The sequence below is a fragment of the Nocardia sp. CWNU-33 genome (genome assembly GCF_046764895.1).
Classification (GTDB): Bacteria; Actinomycetota; Actinomycetes; order Mycobacteriales; family Mycobacteriaceae; genus Nocardia.
Genome location: NZ_JBKOQN010000004.1, coordinates 14,992 through 34,150, shown reverse-complemented (window position 1 = coordinate 34,150; position 19,159 = coordinate 14,992). Strand labels below are relative to the sequence as shown.

Below are 19,159 nucleotides of genomic sequence, written 5' to 3'. Positions count from 1 at the left end.
ATTCGGTCTCGCGTGGCCCGTGGGAGGCCAGCAGTCGGGCGGTGCACCATAATCATGTCCCGTTCGTCGTTGGCCTCTGCATTGGCGAGGCCCCACCGCGCACTGATCTTCGATGCTCAGGCGACAATCGGGCCGGGACCATACAGAACATTCAGGCACATGCGTGCGCACTCGGCGGCCAACTCTGCGGTAGACATCGTGATGACTCCATCGAGCCAGCCTTCGATGAGCTGATTCACCCCGCCGGTGATGAACATCGCGGCGCGGCGTAGCTGATCTGGGTCGTACTCGGTCTCGAGGATCTCGGGTGCGTGTCGAACGACTAGGTCAGCGATCATGGTCAGCACATCGTGACGGCGTTCTGTCAGGCCGGGGATGCCCGCGGTATCGCTGGTGATGATCCGCATCATGTCCGGGTCGGTGGCCACGGTGTCGAGGAAGGCTTGCAGCGCTGCCCGGAGTCTTTCGGCGGCAGTTCCCTCGGCGGTGAGCCCTGCCTCGACCATCACGGCGAGCAACTGATCACGCACGTCGTCAGCAACGGCCAACAATAGTGCTTCGCGGTTGGCGAAGTGTTCGTAGAAGTAGCGGTCATTGAGCCCTGACAGCGCGCAAATCCCGCGTACTTTCACCCCAGCGGGCCCGGATTCGGCCCATGCACTGCGAGCGGCGGCGAGCAGTCGGGTCCGGCGTTCGGCGCGTCGGTCTTCGGCGCTGATCCCGCCGTAGGTCCGCACCACCTCACCCCTCGTCATTGACTTCACTCTAAGCCCATCCGTAGATTGGATGACGAACGTCACCAGAATTGCCGGTTCAAGGGAGAACCATGACCATCGACAACAGCGCCACCTCCGCCGAAAGCCTGTACCAGCGGGTGTACGCGCCACTGCTGGACGAGCACGACTACCGCGTCGAGCAGATCGATGGAGCGTTGCCGAAGGAGCTGACCGGCACCCTGTACCGGATCGGGCCGGGCAAACATCAGGTCGGGCGCACGCTGCTGCACAGCGTCTTCGACGGCGACGGCATGGTCTCGCAGTTCCGGCTCGACGGCTCGACGGTGCACTACCGCAACCGGTATGTCCGCACCCGACATTTCGAGCACGGCCAACGTTCGGACCGGATCCGGTATCGCGGCGTCGACACCCAGATTCCGCGCTGCCCCTGGCGCACCGATACCTGCACCCGACGGCCTTGCACCACACTGATTGCTGGCTGGTCCAAATGCGCGGGGGATTTGCAGGTCGGTTAGCTGCTGTTCTGGCTTCGGGTAGGGCCTCTTACCAGCGGTGCGGACCCGAATTCGTTGAGCTCACAGGCTGCGATTTCTGCGGCCCGCCGAACTTCCGCTCATGCCGCATATCAGGCGGCAACCGACACGAGATGCCCTGCGGCGCGGAACATCCGGAATTGCCGATGAGCGTGCGTCTTCGGGGCAGCGGCTGGGCGGGAGCCGGGGTCGACGGGAGTGCCGTGGGCAATGCTGGCCGCCAGCCTGACCAAGCGCTCCTCGACGCCTTCGACGTAGCCGAGATTTTCCAGGCGGCCCAGGGCGGCCCAATCCCGCTCTAGTATCCCGAGCGCCTCTTGCGCTCCTGCTCGCGTTGCTTGTCGTCCTGGTCGCTCTGCTCGCGCTGCTTGCGCTGCTTCTCTTGCTCATCGCTGCGCTCACGTTCGCGGCGTTGTGCGCGCTCGGAGATGGTCTCGCCGCTGGCATTCCACAAGAGCAAGGTTGCGCCCGCCCCGCAGTCCCGAGTGAATGTCACGGTGTCGGCGGGGGCGATCGGAAACTCGGGTTCGTGCAGTATCCGCAAATCGCTACACAGGGCGATCATGGTCGCGGTGGCGGCTTCGGCAGTGGTATTGGTGCAGGTGACTTCGAGGCGCGATGCGATCGGCACCGGAACGCAGTTCACCTTGTCCCAAGGTGCGGCGTGCCCCAACGGTGCCGCGAGCATTGTTCCCGCTGCCGCGGCGACGGCAACCAATCCTGCGTGTACCGACCGACGAATTCGCAAGGGGAACCTCCAGGGCGTGTGTCCGCCGAGCGACGTTTCCACTCGGCCCGCACGGTCATCCTGTCAGCTCGGGCCGGTGCTGACATGCCCCGAATTCCCACCGAAGAATAGTCGGACATACCAGGCACCACGCTCCTGTCACGGTGCAATACCGATAAACCGGTGGTCGGTGGTGATCCTTGCCGGTATGCCCATTCGCGTGGATTCTGTTGCCAGAGGCTCTCGGCGAGGAGGTGGATCCACGCGGCGAGCACCTCGCGACCCTCGATGGTAACGGTGTCGATCTTGATGTGGGCGGCCTGCACCGTGGCGCGGCCGGGCAGTTCGGTGAAGGTCAGCAGGTGAATCGCGGCGCGCTCGAATTGGGAATCGGCTGCGGCAGCTCCTGTTTCGAGCAGCGGGCGCAGCTCGTCGGCGGTGTAGGGTCGCAGCAGCGACACCCCATCGACCAGATGCAGCCGCGCAGCACCAGGCACTGAACCGCCGAAACCCACCAAACCGGCCCACCTCCGTAGGTCGCATCAGATGCGAGAAAGTCGCATCGTGTGCGAGTCGTGGCGGAATCCGCAGGCAGTTGCGTCAGACCGACCGCTCCGACGCCCTCAGCCGTCTACCCTCGTCGGTGCCGACCACAGCCGAATCCGTCTGGTAGAGGCTGTATTCGCCGTCCTCGAACCGGTCGATGCGCATACCGTCGGGAGTTCGGATCCAATGCAATTGGCGGCAGAAGTAATATCGGCCGAAAATCGGGCGGATTCGGCGTAGCCGCTGGTTGACCGGGGGCCGACTTCCTGGTTTGGGCTGCGCGGCGGGGGTGGTTGGTGATTCGGCTTGGCTGTCGATGATGTTGGTCGGCGTGCTGGAGCTGGGGTTCTTCGCGCCGCGGGTAATCACAGACGAAGTGCATCGGCATCCTGTGCGGATACCTCGTTCTCGAAACGTGCGGTGTGGTCGGGCCGATCTGGCATCGGCTCTGTGCCGAATACCTAAGGCAGCTGCGGTCGCAGCTATTTCAGTGTCGAGGTTCCGCTTCACACACCGGAAGCAGGAGGTAGGACTCGTGCCAGCAAAACAGTGGGCTAGGTGGATGATGCGCGCGCTGATGGTCGCAACAGTGGCGGTTCCCACGAGCGCGATCGCGGCCCTAGGGGTCGCCTCCGCACAGGACTCCGTGTACCGGACCGGCCACCTCACCTACACCTGCGATTTCCCGCTAATCGGTTCCGACACCGCGACGGTGCAGTGGACAGCGGCCGGGCCGCGATCGATCGCAGTCGGGGGCGAGGTGGTTCTCGGTGACGTGACCGCCGTGATCGTGCTGCCCCAGCGGGTAGTGGCACAGTTGTACGACCTTGCAGGTGTCGACGGCATCGGGGGCACGGTGAACGCATCCATCGGCGTATCCGGCGGTGCCGCAGCAGGACTGACCATCAGGGGATTGGGCGTGGCCGAGACCTTCTTCGACCCGCAGCAGGACTTCCCCGTACACGCCCTCAAGCGCCCGTCCACGAACGTCCCTACCCTGACCGCCGGAGCAGCCGCTGGGCCACTGGTCGTGCAGATGGGCCCCACCTTCACAGTGCACGCAGACCTGCACTATCAGAACGCTCAGCCGGAATGGCAGCGCAGCGCTCCGTTCGACTGCCAACTGGACGAAGGTCAGGACTCGAACCTGGCGAGCATCACCGTCTCCTAGCCTCGGCCACTGCTGGCTCGGGCGGGTGCCGAATCCTATCTCCGCGATCACTCTCGGGACTCCCGCCGACGAGGCGGTACGGCGCGATGGGACCCCGCTGGGGCGTTGAGAATTGACCGATTTCTGGATGCGGCCGACGAGGCACGCCGAAACTCCACAGTTTCAGGGCAAGCCGGTGTGTGGATCAGAATCGAACGATGTTCAGGTGAGCGCCGTCGGCGCGAAGGCACGCAGGATAACGATACGACAGGAGATGCTCGCATGAAGGTGATTGCGGAACTCAAAGGCGACGCGAACGTAGCCGGGATAGTCACGATAACCCAAGCAGACGCGAGCTCACCGGTCCATATTCACGGTGAGCTGACCGGTCTCGCGGCGGGAAAGCATGGATTGGTCATCCACGAGTTCGGGGACCTGTCCAACGGATTGACCTCGGCCGGGCCGCATCTCAATCCACACAGCCAGACTCACGGTGCTCCCAAGAACAAGAACCGGCATGTGGGCGATCTGGACAACATCATCGCTCCGGAGTCGGGCATGACTGTCTTCGACATCGAGGCTCAGAACGTCACGCTGTTTGGCCCGCACAGCGTGATCGGGCGCACGGTGATCGTCTATGCCGATGAGGATGATCTGGGCGAAGGAGGACACGAGCTTTCTCTGGTCACGGGCAACAGCGGGGGCCGCCTGGTGGGCGGAAACATCGTTCCCGCACAGGCATAGTCGTCGGTAGCGAAGAGGCACAGCTGCAAACTCCTCGGTGAACGGCCGGGCTCGGAACCCGAGTCCGGCCGTAGACTCACGGCGTGCCCGGTCGAACGTCTTTCTATGCCGCTTGGCGCGCTGTCCGTCGGCCGCTGCGCGGCTACCTCCGCACGGTCCGCGACCACGGCCGCGTCTACGACACGATCGTCTCGCCGCCTACATAGCCTCGGGCACACAACACTCATGCTGATGTGCGTGCGACACGCGAGCTTTGACGCGCCGCAGCGCTCCTGGAGAAGTCTCTTGGTTAACGCAGGCTAATAGTGGCCGGGCGCGCGATCGCCCGAACGCATGCACATGCGGCTCTCAACGCAGGCGCTGATGCCTCGCCTGGGCGCGCGTGTCGCTCCGGGATGCGTGCCAGATCCAGGATCTCACCGGAATCGACAGAGGTGTCCACCGCGCGTCCGTGCTGGATTACCGGCCACGGGCGGGATGCCAGTCGATGCCGAGTTCGGTCAGGGCCTGCTCTCTTTGCGCGGACAGTCGGCCCGTTCGGTAGTCGTTGCGACGTGATCGGATCCACGTGCCGAGCCGGAAACCGTCGCGGGTGACGTGGCAAGTGGGAATGTCGATGTGCCCGTGACACTCGCGGTAGGCGCTCAGCGCGGCAATAGCGTTGTCCCACACAATTTCTCGTGGGCTCCGCCAGTCGATGCCAAGGGCTTCGAGTTCACGGGTGTGGTCCGCGGGTAGCGTGCCCGAGCGGTGGTCGCGTTGGGATTGCGCGAGCCAAGCGCCGAGCCGGAATCCGTCCGCGGTGCGGTGACTGTTGTCGACGTCTGCGTGGCCGTGCTCGCTCCGGTATGCCTCGAGGTGTTCGATTCCGATCCGCCACCGGGATTGTTTGTGCGCAGGGCCGCCGGTGAGCTGTGGGCCGAGATCGACGCCGAGGCGGTGCAGGTCGTCGATCTGGGCAGCGGTCAATTCGCCCGATCGGTAGCTGGTTCGGCATCCGCTGATCCACGCACCGAGCCGAAATCCCGTTGGTGTAGTAAACCTTTGGGCAGGGCTGGCGTGCCCGTGCTCGCGGCGGAAGGCGGCCAGATCTTCGAGGTGCTGGTTCCACAGACGTCGGCTCCATCGCTGTTCGGCAAGGTCGATGCCCGCGGCGGACAACGCAGTGGCCTGTTCACTCGGCAATGTGCCGGCGCGGAACATTTCGCGCCGCCGCGACAGCCATTTGCCGAGCTGGAAACCGTCCGATGCGACATAGGTGGCCGGGACTTCCGTATGACCATGATGCGTCCGATAGGCATCGAGCGCGGCCAACGCCGTCTTCCACCGGTTTGCGCGGCGGCTGATGGTCGGATTCCAGTCGATATCGAGAGATTCCAAGGCTGCGGCGTGCTCCTGCGCCAAGGTGCCCGCCTGATATTGCTCGCGGCGTTTGCGCAGCCATTGCCCCAGCTCGAAGCCATCGGCGGTCACATACGAGACCGCGACATCGCCGTGCCCGTGCGCGGTATGGAAAGCTCGCAGCGCGGCAATTGCGGCCTCCCATCGGACGGTAAACGAATCCCAGCCCACCCCAAAGGCTTCCAGCTCCGTCACCCGCTCCATCGAAAGCTTCCCGGCGCGTTGGCGAGTGCGGCACTGCGCCAGCCACTCACCCAACCGGCGTCCGTCCGCAGACCGGTAGTCGGCGGCAACGTTCGCATGTCCGTACTCGGCGCGGAATCGGTGCAATGCGGCGATTCCCGTTTCCCATCTGGTCATGAACGGATCCCAGTCCACGCCGAGGGCTTCCAGCTTCGCGACCCGATCGGCGCGCAGTGTCGCGGCTTTGTATTCGCGTCGGCACCGTCCCAACCACCGGCCCAACGGGTAGCCGTCGGGAGTGCGGTAGTCGTAGGCGACATCGGCGTGTCGGTACTCGGTGTGAAAGGCCACGAGAGCGCCGTAGTTCTCCCACCATGGTGAGGTCGTCGTCGCCACGGTGCGCAGCAGGATCGCTCGATGGAACGCATCACTCACCCGTGCGGGTGCGCCATCGATCTGCAACCAGCCAGGGAGACAACCGGTTTCCCGAGATTCGGGCAGTCCGCGCCGCGACAGCTGACGCCGCTGATCGAGGTAGTCGGCGATCCGTTCATCGTGCGCACGCAACGCCCGCACCACGCGCCAGACGGTATCGAATTCCGAACCATCCAGCGCCGCTTGCGGATTCTCGCCCTCGGTGAGGAAGATCGGCACGATGATCGTGGCGACCTTTCCCGTCTCGCCGCCACGCCGCAAGGCCCGGCCCACGGCCTGCACCACGTCGGTGGTCGAGTCGCGCGGGTCCGCGAACATCACCGCGTCCAAGGCGGGCACGTCCACGCCCTCGGCGAGCACGCGTGCGTTGGAGACCACCACGGTGGAGTCACCTGGGCGCTGTAGTGCGGCCAGCGCGGCACGGCGATGCTGCGGCGCCATGTCCCCGCTCACCCAGCGAGCCCGCACCGACCACTGTGGCCGGTCGCCCGCGGGCAACAGGTTGATCGCGGCGGCCAACCCCGTGGCGAACCGGGTCGCCGCCATCACCCGGCCGTGGTAGGTGATCACCCGCCGTAATCGGTAGTCGCGCACCGCTTTCGCCAAGGCGACCTGCATACCCAGCATCCGTGCCGATACCGCACGCCCCTCCACGGTCACCAGTCGGCGTGCGGCGGTCAGTTTCGCCACCTCGGCGTCGGTCACCGTCACCACGGCCACGCGATAGTCGGCCAGCAAACCCGACTCGATCGCGGCAGCGAACGGCAACTGGAACACCTGCCGACCGAACACCGCGGGATCGTCCATGCTCACGCTGTCGGTGCCACCGATCGTCATGATCCGTGGCGTCGCGGTCAGATACAGCCGCCGGGCCGCCGGCACCAGCCGATCCTCGTGTATCTGCGCCCACTGCCCCCGCACGCCGGCAGTGCGATGGGCCTCATCGACAACGACCAAACCCCAACGCCCCAAACCATTCTGGGCATGCGCTGCGATGATCACCGGCAGACTCGCATACGTGGCGAACACGGTGACGCGCCCAGCTCGCCCGACGAGGCCGGCAATCTCGACGGGGTCGGTGGTAACCGGGGCGTGCAGGCCGGTCATCTCCGCGCGTAGCTCGACCGCCGCATCCGTGGCCTGCTTGTCTCCGCACACCGCCGCAATCACACCTGCCGCCGAACCGAGGTGACTCGCATAGGCGTGCGCAGTCTGCGACAACAACTCCAGGGTGGGCAGAATGATGAGCACCGAACCGTCGGGAACCAGGCGCACCGAGCACTCCGCACCGATCAGCGTCTTACCGGTCCCACACGCGGCCACGACCGTCGCCCGACCGTGTTCGCCCAGCTCGACGCAGACCTTCTCGACGGCATCGGCTTGGTGCGGCCACAAACTATTGCCCGACTCCTCCGCACTCCGCACCGAAGTTCCTCTGTCTCGAATGTCGTTGGTATCGGTGGTGTTCGAGCCGCCGGGTTCGGCCGCCAGAGGACCACCCCCGGCACCTCACGTCCGCTACGACTTCAACCACGCGTCGATCTGATCCAGGCTGCCGCTGTAGATGCGCTCGCCGTCTTCGGCGGCCAACAGTGTCCAGCCGCCCGGTGGATGCTCGGCATGGACGAGTAGGTATCCGGCCTGCTCGGCCCGATCCTCGAGGAAACGCACTCGCGCCACAAACGAATCCGGTTGCTGTGTCACGGGCCGTGGCCGCCTTTCGTTGTCGTTCACCAGGGTTCCCCCCAAAGTCGGTGTCGGCGTGATGAATCGGGGTGGATGCGTCCGGCAGCTACCAGTGCGTCGAACGCGGCATGCTTGCGCTTGCAGTCGTGATCGCGGTGCAGCTGCATTGCCAAATGAGCGTCGGCGAGGGTGAACGGCTGACCAGGTGGGCCGCATGTCCACGCCTTCGGCCATTCGACCGGCCGTATCGGGCAGCGTCCTCGGGTAGATCGGTCGCGGCGTGGCTTGCCGACGGGCCACACGCACGCCACCCCGACCATGCCGCACGCGCTGCTCCCGACCACCGCGAGGATGCTGTGCACCACCTGCCAAGTACCCACGCGCCGTTCACCGCTCGCAGCCATTGCCCGAATAGATCGGCGGTAGCGCTAGTTGCGTGAGCCCGTCGAGCACCAGTTGGAATGTGAGAAGTTCGGGTGCGCTGTCGGGCATGCAGCGTTCGGTGGTGTCGGTCGGAAAGTCGATGCCGCGCAGGTGGGCGCGTTCGCGCGGGCTGAACTCCTGCGGCGCGATCCGGCCGTGGTGCACGAGCGTGTAGTACGCGACCCACTTCCACGCGCACCGGTCGATCCGGCACGCACGGTGTCGCCGCATCTGCCGGTGCGCCAGCTCGACTTCGGCTGCGCCGCAGATATTCGGCGGTGTGACGATCGTGTCTTCGCGCATTACGCCGCCCCCATCTCGATGCCGGGCCTGGTTTGTGCGCTGCGCGCCCACGTGCCTTGCGGGCAAACGGTTTCCAAGTCGAAACCTTCATCGCAGATCAAGGCGGGCAGGCAGTCCACGTGCCCGAGGTCGAAGACAACGATCACCTCGACTCCCAGTCCGGCCGCTATGCCGAGCGCGTACCCGATCGGGTCGACGTCGGCCGGTGGGCGCACGGTGTACACGTACTGGTAGCCGAGGGTGCGAGCGTGCCGCTGCACGTCGTTGGCGTGGCGTGGCGCATCCAGACCGGACACGTCATTGCGCACGAACCCAATAGCTTTCGGTTTGTCGCTTGTCGTCGGCGATTTGATGGCTTGCGTGTGTGTCATGGTTCCCCCGGAACCTGGTCGGTGTGCTGAGTTGTGAGGCGTTCGGACGACCGGCAGCAAGGATCGCTAGCTGCACGCGGGAGTGGATCTCGAGTCACGATCCACTGGGCTGAAGTTGTTGTAGTACCGGCATTTTGGAGATCGTTCTGGCCTCCAACCTGCGGCGCCATCCGAACACCGTGGCCCCAGCACACCACGAGCAGCGGGCGAAACATGTTGATTCGGACGTTCCGAATCCAGTTGGCCCGAATCGCCACGAAAAGGTCCGTATTCCGCGTACAGTCTGTTCCGCGTTCAGGTTCCGTTTCGTTCCGCTTTTGCAGAGGATGCAGACACCATGACCAGCGACGATGAACCATCAACCCTGCCCCGGCGGCAACTGGGGCGTTTCCTGCGCGAGGTCCGTGAAGGCAGCGGGCTATCCCTCGACAGGGCAGCGCATCTCGTAGAGCTCAGCAAAACCGCACTACAACGCATCGAGACCGGCGGTGTGAAGAAGTACCGCATCCGCGACATCCAAGCGCTGTGCGAGCTGTACGAGGTGAAGCCCGACGACGTCGACCGCGCGGTCGAACTCGCCAAGCAAGCACGGGTCACCTCGTGGTACACCGCATTCGGCGGGCTCTACAGCGACGCGACGTTCAACATGTACGTCGAGCTGGCAGCCGCTGCGCGCCAACTGATTGCGTACCACGAGATCGTTCTCGGCCTGCTACAGACCGCCGACTATGCGCGGGCACTGATCGGTGCGTTCTACCGTGACAGCAGTCCGGAAGACATCGAACGCCGGGTCGAGTTGCGACTGAAGCGGCAGACGATTGTGACTCGCAAAGCCGATCCAGTGAAACTCGAACTGTTACTTCATGAGTCGGCTCTACATCGCGTTGTAGGCGGCCCCCGTGTGATGGCGGCACAGTTAAAACACCTGGCCGAGATCAGCAAGCTACCGAACATCTCGCTCCGCATACATCCGTTCGTAGACGGATGCGCTTCGGGTCTACTGCACGGTCCGTTCTTGACCCTCGACTTCGGCACTGACGCCAAAGGTCGGCCAATAGAGCCCCCGCTGGTTTACCTCGAAGGGGCCGGTAAACCTGACCTGTACTTGGAACACGCCGATGACGTGCGGCGCTACCATGACATTGCTTCAGCCATACGGAGTACAGCACTGGATGAGACGCAAACGCGAGACCTGCTCAGGCGGTCAGCAAGGAGTTACACAGCGTGAATATTGACCTGTCCGGCGTGAACTGGTTCAAGAGCAGCCACAGCAGCGGCCAAACCGACTGTGTTGAGGTCGCGTGGGTCGAGGGAGGCAGGGTGGGCGTTCGTGACTCGAAGAACCCGACCGGCCCGGCACTGATCTTCACGCCGGGCGGATGGGATGCCTTTACTGCTGGCGTGAGGGATGGAGAGTTCGACCGTCCCGCCTGAACCATACCCAAAGCACCGAACACCCTCAAAGCCACCTTGTGCGACGAAGGAGTCTGAGCGTGACCAGCATTGACCCGTCCGGATCCGAGTGGTTCAAGAGCAGTTACAGCGGCAGTATGGGCGATTGCATCGAGGTTGCGTGGCTGCCCGGGGGCACTGTCGGCGTTCGTGATTCGAAGAACCCCACCGGTCCGGCATTGGTCTTCACGCCAAGCGAATGGGACGCCTTCACCGCTGGCGTCACCGACGGAGAATTCAATCGCCCCAACTGAGCTGGACACAATCCACCGAACGCCCACGAAGCGGCACTGTGCGACGAGCACAAGTCGAAACGGGACCATCGGTTGCCCTGCCTTGTGAAAGACCTTTTTGCGCAATAGGTTCGGCGGCATGACGATGACGGATGCGACCGGGCCGGAGGTCGCAATCCGGCACCGACATCCTCGTGCCAGTCATAAGACGCTCTGCATATAGGCAAGGGCATCCAGGTCGCGGTTCGTGTCCGCCGCGCACACCTTCTATTTCGCCGGAACCCCCTGGGGACCGGTTGCACGCCGATTGACCGGCCGGTACGGTCAATCCAGCTGAACAGGGGGCGGGGAGCCGGGCCGGCCCTGATCGATGTCATCGATACAGCCGGCGACCGGGAGGAACACATGACCAGCAGGGCAAACACACTGCTCGGTGCCGCGTTTGTGGTCGCCGCTGTTGTCCTGTTGTCAGGATGTGGACCATCGACTGGTGGAGAAGCCAAACCCTCCGCAAGCTCGACGAGCGCCGGACAAACACAGGCAGCCAATGCGCCGAGCGCGTACGACCCGTGCAAAGACGTTCCGCAGGCTGTACTGGACTCGGAGAAACTGCGCCAAACTCGCATCGTCAATGACGACACAAGCGCTGGAGTCAAGTGGCGAGGCTGCGCTTACATACGATCGAACGGCTACGTAGTCAGTATTACCACCACCAATCTCACCGTAGATACCACACGTAGTCGCAACTTCCCCGAGACCGCCGAGTTCACAATCAACGGCAGGCGAGCCATCTCGACCCGTCAGTTCGACGGCCCGTTCATCAAAGAAGCCTGCACGCTGAACGTCGAGATGAAGGGCGGCAGCCTCGATTTCAACCTGAGCAATCCGCCGTCGAACCGTGACACAGGCAGCATCGACTCATGCGTGCTCGCGCGGGGGTTGGCGGAAAAGGTTGTTCCCAGCCTGCCTGCCAGTGCCTGATTACTGCTTCACGGAACGACCTGGGAGGGGACCCACATGGCAAACGACGACAAGGCTCAACCGAGCCCATTGGCGAACCTAATAGGGGAAGCCCGTGACGGTCGGCTGACGGTCCGGATGGATCTCGAGAAGTTCGTCTACGTCGACCGCGACTGCCAATACTTCATGGACCAGATCCGAGACATTCAGGCGAGAATGTCCGAGGTCTCGAGGCAGGACACGTGGGGTCTCGGTGAGAAATTCGAGCCGCAGGGAGATCGGGACCTGATCTCAGCCAAGACCATGGTCTCGCGCTGGCGAGAGAAGTCGCAGAGCACACAGAACCCGAACAACATCTACGCGGTCATGGAATCGCACTACAAGGTCATCGAAGACTTCCAGACCCTGTTCCGCACCGTCCGTGAACGAATCACCAGCGTCGACACCGACCAGGCCACCAAATACCAGGACCTGGAGGCGAACCTGCCGAAGCAACCGCCAGCCCAGGCGAAGATCTTCTCCTGGCCAGGGCTGTAAGGAAACCGAACTCGAATGGGGGGTTAACTTGATTCGTGAGATGACCATGCTGCCCGCATTGTCGGCCAGCGACTGCCGAGAGGTGAAGTGATGGCCGGCGGGTTCTACAACCACTACGATGACCCCGATGAAGACTGGGACGAGGCACCTCTCGAGCCGACACCCAAGGCCCCGCCCTCGTACCACCAACCCGTAGCTCAACCTATTTCGTACCAGCCGCCACCGCCGTCGACTGAGCCTCGTCCCGCGACATCCTCGTCCTCGTCGTTCAGCCGCTCTTCTCCTGCCGGCCGTGATACCGCGCCCACGTTGAGTTCGTCGGAGTCGGCCGCTCTGATGACAAAGCTTGGCATCACCCCGCCGCAGAAATCATCTTTGGTCTCTGTGGAGGTTGGCCCCGATCGCCTGCCTACAAATATCAAGTTGAGCCGCAACTGGAAGAATACGTTCGAGCCGGCGCAACTCGGCCGGTCAATTATGGACGCTTATCGCTTTGGGCTCTACGAGATGACTGCTCGCATGGTCGAGGCCGGAACGCTGCCTCCATCGACAGTGCCGTCGCTGCGCGACGCTGCTCCGATGTTGTTAAGGACCCGCACTATCGAAGATTTTCGAGAATTATATGACCAGCTATATCTCGAAAATCCGATTACGGTTCATGGGCCAGGGCGAAACGCATACGGCCAGCCCGTGCTGACAGTCACTGCGTCTTCGGCGAAGCTCATCTCTATCAGTATCGACGCGACCTGGGCGAACGAAATCGATGCTAATTTTGTGGCCCAGGATATCCTCGAATGCTGTCAGCAGATCAGAGCGAATAGACCTAAGCCTATAAAAGACGTCTACATGGATCGGGAACCGGATAGCCAGGTGGCCTCGCGGGTGGTAGAGCATGAGAATTATCTATTGCAAGACAGCTGATGGGAAGTTCACGGATTGAACGATCCCGATTTCATTGGCCAGTTGTATTAGTCGTATGTCGCGAACTCGCATGCCTCAGTAGGGGACGGTTAGCGACTCGACAGATTGAAGACATGATTAGAGTGGACACAGGATTCTTATGGTTGAATTGACGGAAGCGAGCCTGGCGAAGGTTAGAGAGGACTTCTCGGCGAAGGTTGATGAAGTCAAGAAGGCGCCAGATAAAATTAATGACGCAGTCGATAAGTTGAAGTATATTGCACCCCTGGTGTACTTGAAGGTGAGCGATATCAGGGATGACATACAAGAAAAGCTCGCTGAGTTGTTCGAAAAATTAAAAGAAGCTATTGAGGGGATGTTTGCTCCCTGGTTGTTCCTGGACTACGCAGCCAAGTGGCAATGGATAGGCGGCGAGATCCGCGGATGCAGCGGCATGTTAAACCGGCGCGAGCTGAACATGGAGGGCCGCTGGGACGGGAGCGCCTACAAGTCTTTTAAGACAACAAAAGAGAGCCAGCAGGCGGCTATGGCCTCCATCGACACTATGTGCACCACTATTCATGACAAACTCATAACGGTGGCAGAAGAGGGTCAAGCTCTTTACTACAACATAGTCGGCAAGCTGGCTACGATAATCGCTAACGTGGCAACGTTCGCCTCGGAAGCGGGATCCACAGCTGGCGGCAGTGTGCCCTTCACCATCGACACTCTGAATGGTGCCGTTGTGGCGACAGTTGAGCTCGTCGTTCAGGCAATTACTGACTTCATAAAAGTGCAGAGCAAGGTGTACGTCGCGATGAATGACCTGAAGAATCTCATCCACTCCCCAACCGGATTCGATGTTGCCAAATCGGGTTCTGTGACTTGGCCCAGCAGTGCAAGCGATCTTTACGATAGTAAAGATGATGATTGGCATCAAGACGGGGAGGAGAAGGAGAAATGAACTACATTCAGTCGAAATCCAGCAATGGTCGCCGCATGTCGCATTCCCCACGAGCGGCAGTCTTTGATCATCTCCAGTCGGCGCCAAAGACCATAGCCGTCGTCGCTGGGATATTCATTTTGTCCTCGTGCGGTTCAAGCAACTATGTTACGCCAACTGCGCAGCCGAGTTCTAGTCCCCAAGCGGTGTCGACAGTTGCTTCCGCTCCGTGCGTGAACTGGAAATCCAGAAAAACGCAGAACGCGGACGAGAAATATCTGACGGAGGAAATTGCGAAACTTTCTTTTCCGTCAGGAACTTGCCTATTCATGGTAGACACAACTGACAGGAGCGAGAACCCGGGCAAAATATCGGTTGCCGTTGACCTCGATGTGGCAGCGTCGGCCGGTCCTGACGATTTACGTCCGGTCGCCACTGATATCGCGCGCCTTCTCAAGAAGACTGCAATTGCGCCGCGAATCTCGGTAGTGGACATTACTAACCTAGGCGCAGCGAAACCAAAGTATCGAACGCTTCTAACCGATGAAAACTTCCAGGGCCATCCGTGGAATGGCGCGGCACCTGCAGAAGCTGAAATGGCGATCTGGAAAATTGTAGATCCATAATGAGACGGACAGCGATAAGGGCCGTTCCCGAAATGCATAAGCCGAACAGTTAAGGAGTGATGTTCAGTGGCGAGAGAGCTGAAAGTAGACGTCGACCTTCTTGAGAAAGTGTCGAAGGTTTGGCTAAACGACGTTGCTCCGGAGTTGACGCAGACAGCTGGGGAGATCGACCCGTTAAAATATACGGTGGTACAGTTCGGGCCTCTATTCTTTGGGATGTGGGAAGCCTATATTGGGGCTGCGGAATTCATTCAGAAGCGCCTAAATGAGGCTAAGCCCGTGGCTGAACAGATTGGAAATGCACTGCACACAGCCTCGACCAGCTTCGCACTACAACAGGAACAGCAAGTGCAGGAGACGGAAAAACTCAAGCAACTTATGGAGAACTAACCTCGATTTTTCGCCGGCGTGATCGGGTTCGGATTGGGATTTTCTGATGGTATCCGGGCGCGTGGGTGTGGTTGAGCGGCCCGTGTCGGCGGGTGGGCTGCCGGGTTCCACGGGCCCGGTGATGTCCTTTCGATGGTTGTAGGGGCAGTTGGTGCTGTTCACCTGCCAGGCGGGCGGAGCGCCGAGGGCGAGGTTGGTCCACGGGTTGTGGGCCGACAGGCATAGGTGGACGCTGCGGTCGCGTCGGGCCGGGCGCGCGGGGATCGGGAACAGCCGCAGCCGTGGGGTTTTCGCCTCCCAGCGGCGGGCTGGGTGGTTGGTGAGGGCGAGGGTCTGCATCCAGGCGGTGAGGTCGAGTGCGAGCGTGACGAGCGCGAGCCAGACGCGGTTGGCGTCGAAGCGGTGGAACGGCAGGTTCCGCAGGCCGGCCAGATGGGCTGCGCGCCACAACATTCCCCTACGACGACTGGACTGCTTCTACAACCCAAGAACCCAAATGACGGGGTTCCGGTAGTAACCGCGCAAAAACAACGAAGTTCGGTAGCTGCTGGTCATCGGTGTCGTTCAGCTCCGGGGCCGATGAGGCTCGTGAGGCCGCGCATGGCCTGGGCGGATCCTGGCGACTTGCCCGTGAACTTGACATTGTCACTGTGAGAAGGCCTTCACTGGCGGTCGGAGGTGGTCCCCATTAACTCGACAAGGAATTCACAGGACACGCGGCTGCTCGACGCATTGGCCGCTGGGAACTCGTCGACGCGGCTGAAGGCGGCCCTGGCAATCGGTACGCATCCTGTACCCGGTTTCGTCGATGTGCTCGTAGAACGGTGTGCGATCGAGCCGGACTTCTTCGTGCGCGACATGCTCACGTGGGCGCTGACCCGCCTCCCGTCGGAGATTACGGTTCCGAAACTGCGCGCGGAACTTCGTTCCGAACACGCACAGGCTCGGAGCCAGGCCTTGCATACGCTGTCGAAGATCGGGGACAAGAACGTGTGGCCCGCAATCACGCGGTCGTTGCTGCACGATTCCGACGACGAGGTCGCGCGGAGTGCATGGCGCGCTGCCGTCGTTCTCGCGCCCGATGGGGAGAAGGAAGGCCTGGCCACGGAACTGGCCACGCAATTCGGGCGCGGTGACCGGGACGTACGGTTGAGCCTGAGCCGTGCCCTCGTCGCGCTCGGCGATGTGATCGAGCCGATCCTGCAGGTGGCGATGGCAAGTCACGACCCGGCGGTGCATGCGCATGCGAGCGCCACGCGGCGGCTACTGCACGACCCGGATGCCGGATTCGACCTCGCCGTCGATGAGGCACGACGGGTCGTCGCGCTCGGTCCGGACCAGGAGGAGGCAACCGCGTGTTGATCAGTGAGGTGGCGCGCCGCTCGGGGGTGAGCGCCCGGATGCTCAGGCACTACGACTCCCTCGGGCTGGTAAGACCCACAGGCCGCACCATGGGTGGCTACCGGGAATACTCCGCCGAAGACATCCGGCGGATCTTCCACGTGGAGGGTCTGCGATCCCTGGGACTGTCACTGCGCCAGATCGGATCCGCTCTCGACGATCCCGGATTCACCCCGTCCGCATTGGTCGGCGACCTCATCCGAAAAGCTGAGGAACGACTGAACCGGGAGCAGGAGCTACTCGAGCGGCTCCGTACGGTCGAGACGGCCGAGCCCTCCAGCTGGCAGGACGTCGCGCGCATCGTCGAGCTCCTGCACGGACTGGCATCGCCGAGTGCCGCGCGGCGGCAGCAAGCCGTCCTGGCCCCGGCCGAGGATCTGCCGATGCCCGCCGAGTTGCTTGCAGAGGCGGTCCTCATCGAATCCGATCCGAACGTTGCCGGGGCCCTGCGGTGGGCCCTCGCGAGGGCAGGCGCTGACGCTGTGGCAAGCCTGATACCCGCCATGAGCTCGGAGAACATCGCCATCCGGCGGCGGGCGGTCCTGGCCTTCGCCGAGCTACCCGGCGACGAGGCGACCGCAGTGCTCACGGACGCGCTCGAGGATACGGACACGACGATCCGTAGACATGCTGCTCTGGCACTGGGTGCGCGGGGCGTGACCCGAGCTGTGCCGACGCTCGTCGACACCGTGGTCGAAGGCCCGAACGATGTCGAGGCAGCCGAGATACTGGGAACCTTGGCATACGACGCCGAGTGGGCGGACCGGATCATGAGTGCGATGGTCGATGAACTCGCCGCCCACACAGCGGATTCGGCGGTGCGGATGCGGCTGACACAGGCACTCGCCGAAATGCCGGGGACCATCGCGCTCACTCCCCTGCGGCAACTGGCCCATGACGATGATAGGGCCGTGGCCCTCATGGCCTCGGCCCTCGTGAAAGTGCTCGAAGAACGCCTATAGATTTCGGAGGACCCGGCACGGGTCCAGGCTCGAGGAACATCGAAGTCATCTCACTCGAAGGAGAGGGAAAGCGGGACCGAGACCTCGTCCGCGTCCCGACAGCCGAGGCCGACAACCAACTGCGCCTTCCGCGGACCTTTACTCGAGCCATTGCCACATCCGTGTGCGCGACCTCGAAATGCCGGGCGGCCCTCCCCACTGGTGAGGACAGCGTTCGAGCCACTGTATGAAGGAGGAGCGTGACAGCAGAGTTGACGATTTCTGTGACTACAACAACTCCACATTCGGGACAGCATCTTCTCGAGCGCACGTACACGCTGACGAAAGCTCACCCGTGCGCTGCACGTTCACAGCGACTCGAGGGCGATCACGGCACAACCTATGATGGTCCTTCCGCACCGGGGCGTGACGGGACCGCAAGCGCGCGAACAGCGACTTGGCCTGAGCAGCAGTCGAATTCGGGTCTCCTCGGTCACCGACCGGGGAACAAAGAGGAGGTATACGGGGTGGGTCGAGCAGCGCGATCTGGGGACCAGCGGGGAATTCGTGGTTGGCTGCGCAAGACCGGCGCTGTCATCGCAACAGCTGTGCTGATGTCGTCGATCGGTGCGGCGGTGGCTACCGCCGCACCGGTCCACGCACCGATATTGCGCACACCGGCAGGCGGTTACCAGGAGCTCTTCGTGCCGTCCGGCATGGGGCCGATCAAGGTTCAGGTGCAGTGGGCGCGCCGCGGCGGAAGCGCGGCCCTATACGTGCTCGACGGTTTCCGTGCGCCCGCCGACCACAATCAGTGGACGACCGATACCGACGCGCTGCGCCAGTTCGCAGGCGACAACGTCACATTGGTGTTCCCGGTCGGTGGTCACTCGAGCTTCTACACCGACTGGTACCGGCCGAGTAGTACCAACCGTCAGACGACGACATACAAATGGGAGACCTTCCTCACCCAGGAGCTGCCCGCATTCCTGCAACAACACGGCGTTTCGCGAACCAACAACGCCATCGTCGGGGCCTCCATGGGCGGCAACGCCGCCCTGACGCTGGCCGGCCACCATCGCGACCAGTTCAAGTTCGCCGGATCCTTTTCCGGATTCGTGCATCCGACGTATCCGCTCTGGAACGAAGCGATGCGCGTTGCCATGTGGGACGAAGGCAACTTCAATCTGGACGACATGTGGGGTCCGGCCAAGGACCCCGCCTGGACCCGCAACGATGCCACTGTGCAGGCCGAATTGCTGCGTGGACTGCCGATGTACGTCTGGACGGGCAATGGCGTGCCCGGCCCGCTCGACCTGCCGTACGGGGTCGGCAACACGGTGAACGCGATGAGCCTCGAGGCGATGGCGACAACTGCCACCCAAATGTTCCGTGATCGAATCACAGCGCTCGGAATCGCCGCTCGCGTCGACATCGTCAACGGAACGCACAATTGGCCCTACTGGCAGCAAGCGCTCGCGACGGCGCGTCCGATGATCCTCGATGCGCTGGGCGTGCGCTGACACAACAGTCGCAA

The 19,159-nt window shown here is 62.6% G+C and carries 24 protein-coding genes; 16 read left to right on the top strand and 8 right to left on the bottom strand.

Annotated elements, in window-relative coordinates; genetic code table 11:
- Window positions 1-116: 116 nt before the first annotated feature.
- Window positions 117-755, bottom strand: coding sequence for a TetR/AcrR family transcriptional regulator (locus ACLMAL_RS06140; RefSeq protein ID WP_411998190.1), 639 nt, complete (start codon window positions 753-755; stop codon window positions 117-119).
- Between the two features lie 71 nt (window positions 756-826).
- On the opposite strand from ACLMAL_RS06140, the gene ACLMAL_RS06135 reads away from it, so the two are divergent.
- Window positions 827-1,252 (top strand): carotenoid oxygenase family protein, encoded by a 426-nt coding sequence (locus ACLMAL_RS06135; protein WP_411998189.1) that lies wholly within the window; start codon window positions 827-829, stop codon window positions 1,250-1,252.
- 316 nt (window positions 1,253-1,568) lie between these two features.
- Here the strand turns inward: ACLMAL_RS06135 and ACLMAL_RS06130 are convergent, their stop codons facing one another.
- Window positions 1,569-2,018, bottom strand: a complete 450-nt coding sequence (locus tag ACLMAL_RS06130; RefSeq protein ID WP_411998188.1) for a hypothetical protein — start codon at window positions 2,016-2,018, stop codon at window positions 1,569-1,571.
- Window positions 2,019-2,227: 209 nt separating this feature from the next.
- Between ACLMAL_RS06130 and ACLMAL_RS06125 the strand changes: the two genes are divergently transcribed.
- A complete protein-coding gene (locus ACLMAL_RS06125; RefSeq protein WP_411998187.1) occupies window positions 2,228-2,497 on the top strand; it encodes a hypothetical protein in 270 nt (89 codons plus the stop codon).
- A gap of 100 nt (window positions 2,498-2,597) precedes the next feature.
- Here the strand turns inward: ACLMAL_RS06125 and ACLMAL_RS06120 are convergent, their stop codons facing one another.
- Window positions 2,598-2,912, bottom strand: a complete 315-nt coding sequence (locus ACLMAL_RS06120) for a hypothetical protein (protein ID WP_411998186.1) — start codon at window positions 2,910-2,912, stop codon at window positions 2,598-2,600.
- A 220-nt stretch (window positions 2,913-3,132) separates the two neighbouring features.
- On the opposite strand from ACLMAL_RS06120, the gene ACLMAL_RS06115 reads away from it, so the two are divergent.
- The 3 genes from ACLMAL_RS06115 (at window position 3,133) to ACLMAL_RS06105 (ending at window position 4,643) form a co-directional block, all read left to right on the top strand.
- A complete protein-coding gene (locus tag ACLMAL_RS06115) occupies window positions 3,133-3,714 on the top strand; it encodes a DUF6801 domain-containing protein (protein WP_411998185.1) in 582 nt (193 codons plus the stop codon).
- A gap of 261 nt (window positions 3,715-3,975) precedes the next feature.
- On the top strand, window positions 3,976-4,437 hold the full coding sequence (locus tag ACLMAL_RS06110) for a superoxide dismutase family protein (RefSeq protein ID WP_411998184.1): 462 nt from the start codon (window positions 3,976-3,978) through the stop codon (window positions 4,435-4,437).
- Window positions 4,438-4,520: 83 nt separating this feature from the next.
- A complete protein-coding gene (locus ACLMAL_RS06105; RefSeq protein WP_411998183.1) occupies window positions 4,521-4,643 on the top strand; it encodes a hypothetical protein in 123 nt (40 codons plus the stop codon).
- A 253-nt stretch (window positions 4,644-4,896) separates the two neighbouring features.
- Here ACLMAL_RS06105 and ACLMAL_RS06100 read toward each other — a convergent pair whose 3' ends face one another.
- From ACLMAL_RS06100 to ACLMAL_RS06085, 4 genes are all read right to left on the bottom strand, one after another.
- Window positions 4,897-7,881, bottom strand: coding sequence for a Helicase associated domain protein (locus tag ACLMAL_RS06100; RefSeq protein ID WP_411998182.1), 2,985 nt, complete (start codon window positions 7,879-7,881; stop codon window positions 4,897-4,899).
- Between the two features lie 93 nt (window positions 7,882-7,974).
- Window positions 7,975-8,160, bottom strand: coding sequence for a hypothetical protein (locus ACLMAL_RS06095; protein WP_411998181.1), 186 nt, complete (start codon window positions 8,158-8,160; stop codon window positions 7,975-7,977).
- A gap of 369 nt (window positions 8,161-8,529) precedes the next feature.
- On the bottom strand, window positions 8,530-8,868 hold the full coding sequence (locus ACLMAL_RS06090) for a hypothetical protein (protein ID WP_411998180.1): 339 nt from the start codon (window positions 8,866-8,868) through the stop codon (window positions 8,530-8,532).
- A complete protein-coding gene (locus tag ACLMAL_RS06085) occupies window positions 8,868-9,239 on the bottom strand; it encodes a hypothetical protein (RefSeq protein ID WP_411998179.1) in 372 nt (123 codons plus the stop codon). Before ACLMAL_RS06085 ends, ACLMAL_RS06090 begins: the two co-directional genes overlap by 1 nt.
- 337 nt (window positions 9,240-9,576) lie before the next feature.
- On the opposite strand from ACLMAL_RS06085, the gene ACLMAL_RS06080 reads away from it, so the two are divergent.
- The 8 genes from ACLMAL_RS06080 to ACLMAL_RS06045 all read left to right on the top strand — a co-directional run bounded on the left by ACLMAL_RS06080 (window position 9,577) and on the right by ACLMAL_RS06045 (window position 14,890).
- Window positions 9,577-10,467, top strand: a complete 891-nt coding sequence (locus ACLMAL_RS06080) for a helix-turn-helix domain-containing protein (RefSeq protein ID WP_411998178.1) — start codon at window positions 9,577-9,579, stop codon at window positions 10,465-10,467.
- Window positions 10,464-10,673 (top strand): DUF397 domain-containing protein, encoded by a 210-nt coding sequence (locus ACLMAL_RS06075; RefSeq protein WP_411998177.1) that lies wholly within the window; start codon window positions 10,464-10,466, stop codon window positions 10,671-10,673. The genes ACLMAL_RS06080 and ACLMAL_RS06075 overlap by 4 nt, the downstream gene beginning before the upstream one ends.
- Before the next feature lie 59 nt (window positions 10,674-10,732).
- On the top strand, window positions 10,733-10,945 hold the full coding sequence (locus tag ACLMAL_RS06070; RefSeq protein WP_411998176.1) for a DUF397 domain-containing protein: 213 nt from the start codon (window positions 10,733-10,735) through the stop codon (window positions 10,943-10,945).
- 384 nt (window positions 10,946-11,329) lie between these two features.
- Entirely contained in the window at window positions 11,330-11,905 is a 576-nt protein-coding gene (locus ACLMAL_RS06065; RefSeq protein ID WP_411998175.1) for a DUF3558 domain-containing protein, read from the top strand.
- 36 nt (window positions 11,906-11,941) lie between these two features.
- Window positions 11,942-12,421 carry a hypothetical protein gene (locus ACLMAL_RS06060; RefSeq protein WP_411998174.1) on the top strand — a complete coding sequence of 160 codons (480 nt, stop codon included), beginning with the start codon at window positions 11,942-11,944 and terminating at the stop codon, window positions 12,419-12,421.
- Between the two features lie 336 nt (window positions 12,422-12,757).
- The gene (locus tag ACLMAL_RS06055; protein WP_411998173.1) at window positions 12,758-13,342 is read left to right on the top strand and encodes a hypothetical protein; all 585 of its coding nucleotides are present in this window, start codon (window positions 12,758-12,760) and stop codon (window positions 13,340-13,342) included.
- Window positions 13,343-13,481: 139 nt separating this feature from the next.
- Window positions 13,482-14,285, top strand: a complete 804-nt coding sequence (locus tag ACLMAL_RS06050) for a hypothetical protein (protein WP_411998172.1) — start codon at window positions 13,482-13,484, stop codon at window positions 14,283-14,285.
- Window positions 14,282-14,890 (top strand): hypothetical protein, encoded by a 609-nt coding sequence (locus ACLMAL_RS06045; protein ID WP_411998171.1) that lies wholly within the window; start codon window positions 14,282-14,284, stop codon window positions 14,888-14,890. The genes ACLMAL_RS06050 and ACLMAL_RS06045 overlap by 4 nt, the downstream gene beginning before the upstream one ends.
- 330 nt (window positions 14,891-15,220) lie before the next feature.
- Here ACLMAL_RS06045 and ACLMAL_RS06040 read toward each other — a convergent pair whose 3' ends face one another.
- Window positions 15,221-15,733 (bottom strand): transposase, encoded by a 513-nt coding sequence (locus ACLMAL_RS06040; protein WP_411998170.1) that lies wholly within the window; start codon window positions 15,731-15,733, stop codon window positions 15,221-15,223.
- 234 nt (window positions 15,734-15,967) lie between these two features.
- On the opposite strand from ACLMAL_RS06040, the gene ACLMAL_RS06035 reads away from it, so the two are divergent.
- The 3 genes from ACLMAL_RS06035 to ACLMAL_RS06025 all read left to right on the top strand — a co-directional run bounded on the left by ACLMAL_RS06035 (window position 15,968) and on the right by ACLMAL_RS06025 (window position 19,145).
- Complete coding sequence (locus tag ACLMAL_RS06035) at window positions 15,968-16,642, top strand: HEAT repeat domain-containing protein (RefSeq protein ID WP_411998434.1); 675 nt, start codon at window positions 15,968-15,970, stop codon at window positions 16,640-16,642.
- Window positions 16,636-17,643 (top strand): HEAT repeat domain-containing protein, encoded by a 1,008-nt coding sequence (locus tag ACLMAL_RS06030; protein ID WP_411998169.1) that lies wholly within the window; start codon window positions 16,636-16,638, stop codon window positions 17,641-17,643. Before ACLMAL_RS06035 ends, ACLMAL_RS06030 begins: the two co-directional genes overlap by 7 nt.
- Before the next feature lie 506 nt (window positions 17,644-18,149).
- On the top strand, window positions 18,150-19,145 hold the full coding sequence (locus ACLMAL_RS06025; RefSeq protein WP_411998168.1) for an alpha/beta hydrolase: 996 nt from the start codon (window positions 18,150-18,152) through the stop codon (window positions 19,143-19,145).
- The last annotated feature ends 14 nt before the right edge of the window (window positions 19,146-19,159 follow it).